This is a genomic window from Mumia sp. zg.B53, assembly GCF_019550935.1.
Taxonomy (GTDB): domain Bacteria; phylum Actinomycetota; class Actinomycetes; order Propionibacteriales; family Nocardioidaceae; genus Mumia.
This window is the reverse complement of record NZ_JAHWCK010000004.1, coordinates 326,841-338,479: the sequence shown is the minus strand read 5'-3', so window position 1 is coordinate 338,479 and position 11,639 is coordinate 326,841. Positions and strand designations below refer to the sequence as shown.

General features: G+C 71.2%; 13 protein-coding genes and 1 riboswitch. Of the genes, 4 read left to right on the top strand and 9 right to left on the bottom strand.

Going from position 1 to position 11,639, the window contains the following annotated elements; all coding sequences use genetic code 11:
* Positions 1-36: 36 nt before the first annotated feature.
* The gene (locus KV102_RS15910; RefSeq protein WP_220341193.1) at positions 37-180 is read right to left on the bottom strand and encodes a hypothetical protein; all 144 of its coding nucleotides are present in this window, start codon (positions 178-180) and stop codon (positions 37-39) included.
* A 294-nt stretch (positions 181-474) separates the two neighbouring features.
* Between KV102_RS15910 and KV102_RS15905 the strand changes: the two genes are divergently transcribed.
* A complete protein-coding gene (locus KV102_RS15905; protein WP_220341192.1) occupies positions 475-1,038 on the top strand; it encodes an O-methyltransferase in 564 nt (187 codons plus the stop codon).
* Here KV102_RS15905 and KV102_RS15900 read toward each other — a convergent pair.
* The gene (locus tag KV102_RS15900; protein ID WP_255559263.1) at positions 1,016-1,708 is read right to left on the bottom strand and encodes a YitT family protein; all 693 of its coding nucleotides are present in this window, start codon (positions 1,706-1,708) and stop codon (positions 1,016-1,018) included. The two genes, KV102_RS15905 and KV102_RS15900, sit on opposite strands and share 23 nt — an antisense overlap.
* Before the next feature lie 62 nt (positions 1,709-1,770).
* Here KV102_RS15900 and KV102_RS15895 point away from each other — a divergent pair, with 62 nt between their 5' ends.
* From KV102_RS15895 to KV102_RS15885, 3 genes are read left to right on the top strand one after another with little or no spacing between them, the layout of a single operon-like run.
* Positions 1,771-3,210 carry a PLP-dependent aminotransferase family protein gene (locus tag KV102_RS15895; RefSeq protein ID WP_220346856.1) on the top strand — a complete coding sequence of 480 codons (1,440 nt, stop codon included), beginning with the start codon at positions 1,771-1,773 and terminating at the stop codon, positions 3,208-3,210.
* A gap of 39 nt (positions 3,211-3,249) precedes the next feature.
* On the top strand, positions 3,250-3,822 hold the full coding sequence (locus tag KV102_RS15890; protein ID WP_220346855.1) for an RNA polymerase sigma factor: 573 nt from the start codon (positions 3,250-3,252) through the stop codon (positions 3,820-3,822).
* Entirely contained in the window at positions 3,819-4,889 is a 1,071-nt protein-coding gene (locus KV102_RS15885) for a hypothetical protein (RefSeq protein WP_220346854.1), read from the top strand. The genes KV102_RS15890 and KV102_RS15885 overlap by 4 nt, the downstream gene beginning before the upstream one ends.
* Positions 4,890-4,910: 21 nt before the next feature.
* Here KV102_RS15885 and KV102_RS15880 read toward each other — a convergent pair whose 3' ends face one another.
* The 7 genes from KV102_RS15880 to KV102_RS15850 form a co-directional block, all read right to left on the bottom strand.
* Positions 4,911-5,591, bottom strand: a complete 681-nt coding sequence (locus KV102_RS15880) for a TenA family protein (RefSeq protein ID WP_220346853.1) — start codon at positions 5,589-5,591, stop codon at positions 4,911-4,913.
* Entirely contained in the window at positions 5,588-6,373 is a 786-nt protein-coding gene (thiD, locus tag KV102_RS15875) for a bifunctional hydroxymethylpyrimidine kinase/phosphomethylpyrimidine kinase (RefSeq protein WP_220346852.1), read from the bottom strand. Before thiD ends, KV102_RS15880 begins: the two co-directional genes overlap by 4 nt.
* A 14-nt stretch (positions 6,374-6,387) precedes the next feature.
* Positions 6,388-7,053 carry a thiamine phosphate synthase gene (thiE, locus tag KV102_RS15870; RefSeq protein ID WP_220346851.1) on the bottom strand — a complete coding sequence of 222 codons (666 nt, stop codon included), beginning with the start codon at positions 7,051-7,053 and terminating at the stop codon, positions 6,388-6,390.
* Positions 7,053-7,844, bottom strand: a complete 792-nt coding sequence (thiM, locus tag KV102_RS15865; protein WP_220341184.1) for a hydroxyethylthiazole kinase — start codon at positions 7,842-7,844, stop codon at positions 7,053-7,055. Before thiM ends, thiE begins: the two co-directional genes overlap by 1 nt.
* Positions 7,833-7,924, bottom strand: a riboswitch (TPP riboswitch). (Overlaps the previous gene by 12 nt.)
* A gap of 303 nt (positions 7,925-8,227) precedes the next feature.
* Entirely contained in the window at positions 8,228-9,256 is a 1,029-nt protein-coding gene (gene ilvC, locus KV102_RS15860) for a ketol-acid reductoisomerase (RefSeq protein WP_220341183.1), read from the bottom strand.
* Between the two features lie 81 nt (positions 9,257-9,337).
* Complete coding sequence (gene ilvN / locus KV102_RS15855; protein WP_220341182.1) at positions 9,338-9,874, bottom strand: acetolactate synthase small subunit; 537 nt, start codon at positions 9,872-9,874, stop codon at positions 9,338-9,340.
* Entirely contained in the window at positions 9,874-11,628 is a 1,755-nt protein-coding gene (locus tag KV102_RS15850; RefSeq protein ID WP_220341181.1) for an acetolactate synthase large subunit, read from the bottom strand. Before KV102_RS15850 ends, ilvN begins: the two co-directional genes overlap by 1 nt.
* Positions 11,629-11,639 lie beyond the last annotated feature (11 nt).

The following is an 11,639-nucleotide window of genomic DNA, read 5'->3' as shown; positions in this document are numbered from 1 at the left end:
AGTCCCAGCATCTGATACCGGGATCTCGGATGATGGTCAGTTGTCGTCCGGTCGCGGGCCGCCGTTGTCACGGAGGTCGAGGGCGGTCTGCACGGGGTTGCGGGGACCCTCGCCGCGGGACTCGTCGGACCAGTGGCGGCTCGGGCCCCACTCGGAGTACTGCATCTGCGTCTCGGACATCGTTCTCTCCTCTTCGGGTTGGTGTCGGTCCTGGCCGATGGCGCTGGAAACCGATTCCCCGAACGGGAGGAGGGTCGTACGGTGCGGGATCCTCGCTGCGGGTAGTCGGCCAACGCCAAGCTCCGCGGCGAGGTGTCGGCCTAGGAGGCCTCGCCGCGGCAGCCGAGGATTACTACCTGCTTCCGCATGATGGGTCGACGGTACGTCGGACTCGCCCGCTCTGTCCCGATTTCCGCCGACGATCTCGCTGACTGAGACTCGTGTCCAGGCTGTGGCGTGTGACAGACTCGCGACGTGAGTGCCCCCACCGAAGTTCCGCCCCTTGTCGCGCGCGCCCTGGACCTGTCACGGCGCAAGGGCTTCATCACCGCGACCCGCAACGAGACCGGACGCCTGCTCGCCGCGCTGGCCGCCTCGCGCAGGGGCACGCTGGCCGAGCTCGGGACCGGGTGCGGCGTCGGATCCGCGTGGCTGTCGAGCGGGGTCTCCGAGGGTGCTCGGATCGTCAGCGCCGAGCTCGACCCGACGCTGGCCGAGGCGGTGCAGGACCTGTTCTCCGACACCCCGACGGTCGAGGTGACCTCCGGTGACTGGAGCGCCCTCGAGCAGCACGCACCGTTCTCGCTCCTGTTCGTCGACGTGCGCGACGTGAAGCGCGCCGTCGACCAGGTCGCCGACCTCATGGAGATCGGCGGGATCGCCGTCCTCGACGACTTCACGCCGTCGCACACCTGGCCCCCGATCTACGAGGGCAGGGTCGACACCGTCCGCGAGCAGTGGCTCACCGACGAACGCTTCGTCGCCGTCGAGGTGATGGTCGCGCCGGACGCGTCGGTCATCCTGGCGACGCGGGTCTGACCTCGCTCGGGCTCGCTGCAGGCTCAGGCTCCGGCATCCGGACCTGGACCAGCGGCAGGAACGCCTGCACGAGGGGCCCGATCGTCAGCGCGTAGAGCACGGTGCCGACACCCACCGTCCCGCCGAGCAGCCAGCCGATGGCGAGCACCGTGATCTCGACCGACGTCCGCATCAACCGGACGCTGTAGCCGGTGCGGCGAACCAGCCCCAGAAAGAGCCCGTCACGGGGGCCAGGCCCGAGGTGCGCCCCGATGTAGAGCGCGCCGGCAAGACCGTTGAGCACGACACCGGCCACCAGCATCACGACGCGCAGCAGGAGCGAGTCTGGCTGCGCGAGCAGCCACAGGCCCTGGTCGACGGCGAGGCCGATGAGGATCACGTTGAGGATCGTGCCGAGACCGGGCCACTGGCGCAGCGGGATCCACAGCAGCAGAACTGCGGCACCGACGAGGATCGTGACCTGCCCGAAGGTGAGCGGGAGGTACTTCGTGAGTCCTTCGTGGAAGACGTCCCACGGGTCCAGACCGAGGCCTGCCTCGATCATCAGCGCCATCGACCAGCCGTAGAGCATGAGCCCGAACACGAGCTGAGGAAGCCGGCGCCCGAGCTTTCCCGACCGAAGCTGGTCGAGGGATGACTGGGTGTCAGGGGTGTACGGGACGCGGGCCATGCCGTCCATCATCGTCGCGATTGGCCTACCGTTCGATAGCCAATCGTGACATGGTGGCTTACATGGCTCCCACATCGGTCCTGTCGGCGGAGCGTCTCCACGTCCTGCTCGACATCGAGGCGGACGACCCTCCCGGGTACCGCGAGCTGGCCGACCTCATCCGACTCCTCGTGCTCGACGGGCGCATCCCGGCCGGCACACGGCTGCCGAGCGAGCGCGAGCTCACCGCCGCCCTCCCCCTGAGCCGGACGACGGTGACCCGCGCCTACGCGGTGCTGCGGGATGCCGAGCTGCTGGTCTCGCGGCGTGGGTCCGGCAGCGTCGTCACCCTGCCTCGCGGTGCCCGTCCTCCGTACACGCCTCCCAGCGGATCGAGCATGGTGGGCTGGACGATCGCTGCCGGCCAGGCGGCCCCAGGCGTCGGGCTGGCTTACAGCCGCGCGCTGGAACAGCTGCCCGCCTACCTCGCGCAGACCGGGTACGAGACGGTGGGCGTCCCGGTGCTCCGCGAGCTCGTCGCGCAGCGCTACGCCGACCGCGGGCTGCCCACCGATCCCGACCAGATTCTTGTCACCTCGGGGGCCCAGTCCGCGCTCAACCTCGTCAGCCGGACCCTCGCCGCGAGAGGCGATCGCGTCGTGGTCGAGAGCCCGACGTACCCGAACGCCATCGACTCGCTGCGCCGGACCGGCCTGCGCGTCCTCGGCGTGCCGCACGACGGCCACCGCCTCGACCTCGACGCGCTCGCCGCGGCCGTCCGCGCGGCGCCCGTCGCGTGGGCGTACCTGATCCCGGACTTCCAGAACCCCACGGGCGCACTGATGGACGACATCATGCGTCACGAGGTGGCGTCGATCCTGCGTCGCTCGACGACGGTCCCGATCGTCGACGAGACCATGCTCGACCTCGCGCTCGACGTCGAGGAGCGTGCGATGCCGGTCCCGCTGGCCGCGCACCATCCAGGCGCGATCACGCTCGGCTCCGCGAGCAAGTCGTTCTGGGGTGGCCTGCGGATCGGGTGGATCCGCGCCCCGCACGCCGTCGTCCCGCGGCTGGTCGCGGCGCGAGAGACGTTCGACATCGGCACGCCGGTGCTCGAGCAGCTCGCGGTCGCGGAGCTCCTCCGCGTCCGCGAGGAGGTGCTCGACGAGCGCCGAGACACCCTGCGCGCGCGCCGGTCCGCACTCAGGACGGCGGTGACCGATCGGTTGCCCGACTGGAGTCTCAACTCCCCCGCCGGCGGGTTGTCGCTGTGGGTGCGCCTGCCGAGGCGGGCCTCGAGCCGGCTCGTCGTCGCCGCGGAGGCCCAGGACCTGTTGCTCACCGCCGGCCCACGGTTCTACGCCGACGGCGGCGGTGAGTCCGCTCTGCGCCTTCCGTACGACCGCAGCACGGGCGCCATCGACGACGCCGTCGACCGTCTCGCCCTCGCATGGGAGACCGTGCTGGCCGGGCGCCCCACGTCGGGACCCTCGCGACGCGGCCCTGCGCTGACCGCGTAGCGGCTGTCACGATCGGCTACGCCCCGGACATGACGTGATGTGACGACGACACCAGACACGGCTCGCGAGGAGCGCTTCCGCGAGCTCTACACCGCCCACTTCGACGCGCTCCTCGCCTACGCCATCCGCCGGACGCGCCACCCTGACGACGCCGCCGACCTCGTCGCGGAGACCTTCCTCGTCGCCTGGCGGCGCTGGGACGCGATCCCGTCCGGGGACGAGAGCCGCCTCTGGCTGTACGGGGTGGCCCGGCACGTCCGCTCGAACGCCGAGCGCAGTGGGCGCCGCCGCGAGCGCCTCGGCGAGCGCTTGCGCCAGCAGCTGAGCGAGACCTCCGACGCCCACCCCTCCGACGACGTCGCGGAGCACAGTGCCGTCCGAACGGCGCTGCAGCGGCTCGGAGCGGCCGACCGTGAGCTGTTGATGCTCTCGGCGTGGGAAGAGCTCGAACCCCGCGAGATCGCACGCATCCTCGAGATCAGTCCGAGCGCCGTACGGACCCGCCTGTCCCGAGCGCGTCGACGGCTTCGCGACGCCCTTGGCGACGACCATCCCGAACCCGGACGCGTGATGAGCGTCGGCACCATGCTCAGCCCTGAGGAGGGACGATGAACGACACCGACCTCGACCGCCGGCTCAGCGCCGCCGACCCGTACGTGCGGCACGCGACGCCTGACCTCGGCGGAGCCGACCGAGCCCTGCTGGACGAGATCATGGCCGACACCGCTCGACGCCCGCAGCGGTCGAGACGATCGTGGCGCTTGCCACTGGCCGGAGCGCTCGCGTCCGCTGCCGTCATGGCCGCAGCCCTCCTCGTCCCTGCTTGGGTGGGCTCGACCGACGACCCCGAGACGCCGGCCGCGCCTCCTGCCGCCTCCGAGCCGACGGTCGAGGCGCCCATCCGCTACGCCGCCGCAGTCGTCGAAGCCGCCGGCCGCCAGCCGCGGCTGCTGGTCGGCGAGCCCGGCTGGAAGGTGACCCACGTGTACGGGTTCGCCGAGGACGAGGGCACCATCGTGTTCACCAAGGGCGATCGCGAGCTCGAGTTCGTCTGGTACCGAGCCGACCAGTACGCCGGCTACTTCGAGGACCGTCTCGACGTCTCTGCTCCGCGACCGTTCTCGATCGACGGGCAAGACGGCAGCGAGTTCCGATACTCGACCACGGACATCGCCGTGATGCTGCGCCCGTCCGGCGGCACGTTCTCCGAGATCCGCACCGGCGGCGGCTGGAGGAATCGCGCCGAGATCGTGGCTGTCCTGCGGACGGTTCGAGCGGTCTCGGTCCAGGAGTGGCTCGCGGCGATGCCGCCGGAGATCGTCACTCCCGACAAGGCCTCGCAGGTGATCGACGAGCTGTTGGCCGGTGTGCCGATCCCGCCGGGACTCGACCGTGCGTCACTCGACGACCTCGGCACCAACGACCGATACCAGCTCAGCGCCCAGGTGCTCGAGCCGGTGGTGTGCGGCTGGGTCGGAGAGCTCCGGCGTGCCGAGGACGCGCGAGACGACCGGGCGAGGAAGGCCGCCGTCGAGGCGCTGGCAAGCGGGCGCCGCTGGCCGTTGCTCGCGCCGATGGACGCCGAGGGCGAGTATGCCGACGGGGTCCGGGCGGTGGCCGACGCGGTCCGCGACGGGGTTCCGACGCTCACGGTGCGGGAGATGTCCGGCTGCCCGTGACGGCAGGTGGGCGCGGGGAGGTCAGGCCCTCGGCCAGGTCTCCCCGCGCCACGACGCGTCCCAGAACATCCACTCGAATCGCGTCGCGCGCTCGTAGGCGGCGAGCATCTTCGTACGGTGCTCGGGCGTCGCCGCCGTCGCGAGGTGGTCGGCCCACCCCTCGGCCCGCGTGACCGCGGCGTCGAAGGCCGGGTCGGAGTAGGTGTCGATCCAGGCGCGGTAGGGATGCGCAGCGTCGGTCGCCTGCGCCGCGATCGCGCGCCCAACCTCCAGATAGACGCGGAAGCACGGCAGAACGCCCGCAAGACCGACCTCGACCGGTGCGTACGCGGCGTCGGCGAGCAGCGTGCCGGCGTAGGCCTGACAGGTCGGCGTCGGCTCCGCCGCATCAGGCCCGTCCGGGTCGAGGCCGCGAGGCACGAGGAACTCCGCGTGCATCAGCCGCTCGGCCTCCACCGCCTCGGCGGCCGCGCGTGCGAGGCCGGCTGACAGCGCCGGGTCGCCCGCACGCGCGGCCAGCATCGCGAGCGCGCTGCCGTAGCGGGAGAGGTAGTGGGCATCGTCGAGCAGATAGCGGCCGAACACGTCCTCCGGCAACGTCCCGGCGGCGAGACCGACCACGAAGGGGTGCTCGAGGATCGCGTCGTACCAGCTCGCGACGTGCGCCCACGCGGCCTCGGAGAACGTCCTCTCGTCCGTCACCCGCGCGACCTCCAGAGGTGGTCGACAGGTCCGTGGCCGCGACCCACCGAGTGCTCGGCGCCGCTGCGCAAAGCCCCGGTCAGGTAGTCCTTGGCCTCACCCACCGCCTCGCGCAGCGGCAGGCCGAGCGCGAGGCCGGACGCGATCGCCGACGCCAGCGTGCAGCCTGTCCCGTGCGTGTTGGGGCTGTCGATCCGCGGTGCACGATAGGTGCACGCACCCTCCGCGTCGACGAGCACGTCGATGCTCTCCGGACCCTCGAGGTGTCCGCCCTTGACCAGCGCGGCTGCAGCGCCCGCTGCGCGCAACGCGCGCCCGGCGGCCGCCAGCCCGTGGGGATCGGTCGCCGGCGCGGTGCCGGTCAGGACCGCAGCCTCCGGCACGTTGGGCGTGACGACGGCCGCCAGCGGCAGCAACGTCGTACGGATGGTGTCCACCACGTCCTCCCCGACCAGCGTGTCGCCGGAGGTGGCCACCATGACCGGGTCAAGCACGACGGGCACGTCCGCGGCGTGCAGGACGTCGGCGACCGCGAGCACGATCTCCACCGTGCCGAGCATCCCGATCTTGACCACGCTCACGTCCAGGTCGTCCAGCACGGCACGCACCTGCTCGGCGACGAACGCCGCAGGCACCGGGTGGATCCCGAAGACGCCGCGGGTGTTCTGGACGGTGAGCGCGGTCAGGGCCGCGGCGCCGTACACGCCGAGGGCGGTCGCCGTCTTGAGGTCCGCCTGGATCCCGGCGCCGCCTGAGGGGTCGGAGCCGGCGATGGTGAGCATGACGGGCACGGCGCTCAGGGCTGGACCTCCGAGCGTGCGGCGAGGGCGGCGTCGACGACCTCGCGGAGCGTGCGGGCGGCCGCACGCGGCTCGGGTGCCGAGCAGATCGCGGAGACCACGCAGATGCCGTCGGCGCCGGCGGCGACGACCGACGCGGCGTTCGATGCGGAGATGCCCCCGATCGCGACGAGCGGGAGGTCGTCCGGCGTTGCCGCGCGCAGGCGGCGTACACCGTCGAGTCCCCACGGCGCGGTCGTGTCGGGCTTGGTCGGCGTCGCCCACACCGGGCTGACCGCGAGGTAGCTGCACGCGGCGAGCGCCTCGGCGTCGTCGAGCTGGGCCAGGTCGTGCAGCGACCACCCGACGACCGCGTCGTCGCCGAGCACCTCTCGCACTCGCGCGGGGTGGAGATCATCGGGCCCGACGTGCAGGCCCGCACCGGGCACGGCGCGCGCCGCCGCGAGGTCGTCGTTGAGCACGAACGACGCACGGTCACCGACGCGCGCGGCGATCCTCGTGGCCAGCCGGATGCGTTCGTCGGTCGACGCGTGCTTGTCGCGGAGCTGGACGGTCGTCGCTCCCCCGTCGACGGCGTCGGCGACGACGTCGACCAGGTCCGCACCGTGAGGCACGGACCCGGTGACGAGATAGAGACGGACGTCTCCGGCCGGGCCGACCATCAGCGCGCGACGACCTCGGCGACCGCCTCGGAAGACAACGTGGACAGCGCGTCCAGCAACCGCCAGCGCAGCGATCCGGGACCCTCGGCGAGCGGCGCGGCCTTCTCGATCGCGGCCGTCAGGATCGCCAGTGCGCTCGCCGACGCCTCGAACGCGTCGTCATGGACCGCGCAGGCCGCGGCGACCAGGGCGCTCGCGGAGCACCCGAGCGCGGTGATCATCGGGGCGCGCGCATCGCCGCCGTGGATCTCGGTCGTACGGGTGCCGTCCGTGACGATGTCGACGGCACCCGTCATGGCGACGACGGTCTCCAGCTTGGACGCGAGCGCCTCGGCGTCCGTACGGACGTCGGCCGTATCGGCGTCGGCGTCGACCCCTCGCCCTGCTCCCGTCGACGTCGCGATCGCAAGGATCTCGCTCGCGTTGCCCCGGATCACCGTCGGGCGGTGCTCGATCAGGGCAGCGGCGGACTCGCGCCTATAGGTGGTCGCGCCGACCGCGACCGGGTCGAGGACCCACGGCTTGCCCGTGGCCGAGGCGACCTCGACCGCGGCGAGCATGCCGTCGACCCACGGCGGGGACAACGTGCCGATGTTGGCGACGACGGCCTGGGCGATGCCGGCGAACTCCGCGGACTCGTGCGGGTCGTGGACCATCGCCGGAGAGGCGCCTGCGGCATTGAGCAGGTTGGCGGCGATGTCCATCGACACGTAGTTCGTGATGACCTGCACCAGCGGGGTCTGCGCCCGGAGCTGGTCGTGGACGTGGGCAGCGGTACGGGGTTCGAGCATCAGGCTCCCTCTCGCCGGTATGACCCGGATCAGGTTCGGCGGGTGTGTTCTCAGCCCTTCGGGCACCCCGGCCTTGCAACTGCTGGCGACGATAACAGAAGTGCCGGGAGCCCCTTCCGCGACGTCGCACCGGCCCGCTAGCGTTCGGGCAACCCACCCAACTCCTTCCCCCGAGGGGTATGCATGGCTTCCGCCCGTCGCGTCCGTCGCGCCTGGCGCCGCGGAGGGGTTCACGAGGTCTATCTCGCGTCCCGCCGCTGGCTCGCTCGTCTCATCTACCCCGGAGACCTCCCCGCGGCCCGCCAACGCCGACGGCGGTGAGTCCGGTCCCACGCCGTGATGCGCGTGGGACCGGGCTCACCGCCGGTCGGGACGTACGAGGGTCAGCGCGCAGCGGTGCCCTCGGTGTAGTCGTCGTCGCCGCTCTTGACCCAGGCCATGAGCTTGCGCAGCTCGCGGCCGGTGCCCTCGATCGGGTGCTCCTCGCCCTCGGCGCGCAGCTTCTTGAACTCCGCCGCACCGGCGTCCTGGTCGGCGATGAAGCGCTCGGCGAACGCGCCGTTCTGGATGTCGGCGAGGACCGCCTGCATGTTCTCCTTGACGCGCGCGTCGACGACCCGCGGACCGGAGACGTAGTCGCCGTACTCGGCCGTGTCGGAGACCGACCAGCGCTGCTTGGCGATGCCACCCTCGTACATGAGGTCGACGATCAGCTTGAGCTCGTGCAGGCACTCGAAGTAGGCGACCTCGGGCTGGTAGCCGGCCTCGGTCAGGGTCTCGAAGCCCGCCTGGACCAGTGCGGAGACGCCGCCGCAGAGGACCGCCTGCTCACCGAACAGATCGGTCTCGGTCTCCTCGGTGAACGTCGTCTTGATGCCGCCGGCACGCAGGCCGCCGATGGCCTTGGCGTAGGAGAGGACCAGGGGCCACGCGTTGCCGGTGGCATCCTGCTCGACGGCGACGAGGACGGGGACGCCACGGCCCTCGACGTACTCGCGGCGGACGAGGTGACCGGGACCCTTGGGGGCGATCATGCCGACGTCGACACCGGCCGGCGGCTTGACGTAGCCGTAGCGGATGTTGAAGCCGTGCCCGAAGATCAGGGCGTCGCCGTCGTTGAGGTTCGGCTCGATCGCCTCGGTGTAGAGGCTGCGCTGCGCCGGGTCGGGCGCGAGCACGACGATGACGTCGGCCTCGGCGCACGCCTCGGCCGGGGTGAGCACCCGAAGGCCCTCGTTCTCGGCCTTCTCACGGCTCTTCGAGCCCTCGGGGAGTCCGACGCGGACGTCGACGCCCGAGTCGCGCAGGGACAGCGCGTGGGCGTGGCCCTGGCTGCCGTAGCCGAGGACGGCCACGCTGCGGCCCTGGATGACGCTCAGGTCGGCGTCGTCGTCGTAGAACAGCTCAGGCACGGGGTTGCTCCTTCTCGTGGTGCCGTGTGGCACCGGGTGGTGCCGCTCGGATCAGACGTACGGCCCCTATCGACCGTACGCTCAGGCGGTCTGGGTGGACGCGCCGGGGACCGCCCGCAGGGTGCGGTCGGTGATCGACCGTCCTCCGCGACCGATCGCGACGCGTCCGGACTGGGCGATCTCGCGGATGCCGAAGGGCTCGAGCACCTTCAGCATCGCGTCGAGCTTGCCGGGGTCTCCGGTCGCTTCGATGGTCACCGCGTCGACGCCGACGTCGACGACCTTCGCCCGGAACAGCTGGACGGTCTCCAAGACCTGTCCGCGCGTCCGTGAGTCGGCGCGGACCTTGATCAGCATGAGCTCACGCTCGACCGAGGTGGTGGGCTCGAGCTCGACGATCTTGAGGACGTTGACGAGCTTGTTCAGCTGCTTGGTGACCTGCTCCAGAGGCAGCTCGTCGACGTTGACCACGATCGTCATCCGCGAGATCTCGGGGATCTCGGTCGGCCCGACCGCGAGCGAGTCGATGTTGAAGCCGCGGCGCATGAAGAGGCTCGCGACGCGGGCGAGCACACCAGGGGTGTTCTCGACCAGGACGGACAGGGTGTGCTGGCTCATCACAGTTCCTCGTCACCGAACTCGGGCGCCATGTCGCGCGCGATCTGGATCATGTCGTTGCTGACTCCGGCCGGGACCATCGGCCACACCATCGCGTCGCGGTGCACGACGAAGTCGATGACGACCGGCGCGTCGGTGATGGACATCGCCTTCTCGATCACCGCGTCGAGGTCCTCGGCCTTCTCGCACCGCAGCCCGACGCAGCCGTAGGCGTCGGCGAGCTTGACGAAGTCGGGGATGCGGGCCTCGTCGGCGCCGGTCTGCAGGTCGGTGTTGGAGTAGCGGCCATCGTAGAAGAGCGTCTGCCACTGCCGGACCATGCCGAGCGACGAGTTGTTGATGACGGCGACCTTGATCGGGATGCCCTCGAGCGCGCACGTCGCGAGCTCCTGGTTGGTCATCTGGAAGCAACCGTCACCGTCGATGGCCCACACCACCTCACCGGCGCGGGCGACCTGCGCTCCCATGGCGGCAGGGACGGAGAAGCCCATCGTGCCCATGCCGCCGGAGTTGATCCAGCGGGCGGGGCGCTCGTGCTCGATGAAGTTGGCAGCCCACATCTGGTGCTGTCCCACGCCGGAGGTGTAGGTCGCGCCGGGGCCGGCGATCTGGCCGATGCGCTGGATCACCCGTTGCGGCGACAGCGACCCGTCGTCCGGCTCCTCGTACCCGAGCGGGTAGCGGGCGGAGAGCGCCTGCATCTGCCCGCGCCACGGGGTGTAGTCGGCGGGGTGCTCGGCGTACTCGGCCTGCAGCGCGACGACCAGGTCGGCGATCACCTCACGGCAGTCTCCGACGATCGGCACGTCGGCGGTGCGGTTCTTGGAGATCTCAGCCGGGTCGATGTCGGCGTGGATGACCTTGGAGCCGGGCGCGAACGACTCCAGGTGCCCGGTCACCCGGTCGTCGAAGCGCGCACCCAGCGAGATGAGCAGGTCGCTCTTCTGGAGCGCACCGACGGCCGCCACCGTGCCGTGCATGCCCGGCATCCCGAGGTGGAGGGGGTGGCTGTCGGGGAACGCGCCGCGCGCCATCAGCGTCGTGACGACAGGGATGCCGGTCATCTCGGCGAGGACCTTGAGCTCGGTCGAGGCGTTGGCCTTCACGACGCCGCCGCCGACATAGAGGACCGGGCGCTCGGCCGCCGCGATGAGACGCGCCGCCTCACGGACCTGCTTGTTGTGCGGCCTGCTGGTCGGCCGGTAGCCCGGGAGGTGCAGCTCGGTCGGCCATGCGAAGGTCGTCGCGGACTGCAGCGCGTCCTTGGAGATGTCGACCAGCACCGGCCCGGGTCGGCCGGTGGACGCGATGTGGAACGCCTCGGCGATCGCTCGCGGGATCTCCGCGGCATCGGTCACGAGATAGCTGTGCTTGGTGATCGGCATCGTGATGCCGCGGATGTCGGCCTCCTGGAACGCGTCCGTGCCGATCGCGCGGCTCGCGACCTGCCCGGTCACGGCGACCATCGGGACCGAGTCCATGTAGGCGTCGGCGATCGCGGTCACGAGGTTGGTCGCCCCGGGGCCGGACGTCGCCATGCAGACACCGACCTTGCCGCTGGCCACCGCGTAGCCCTGAGCCGCATGACCGGCGCCCTGCTCGTGACGGACGAGGATGTGGCGGACCTTCTGCGAGTCCATCAACGGGTCGTACGCCGGAAGGATCGCGCCGCCCGGGATCCCGAAGACGACCTCGACCCCGGCGTGCTCCAGTGCCAGGACGAGGCTCTGGGCCCCGGTGACCTGCTCGCTCATCGCTGTCCCTT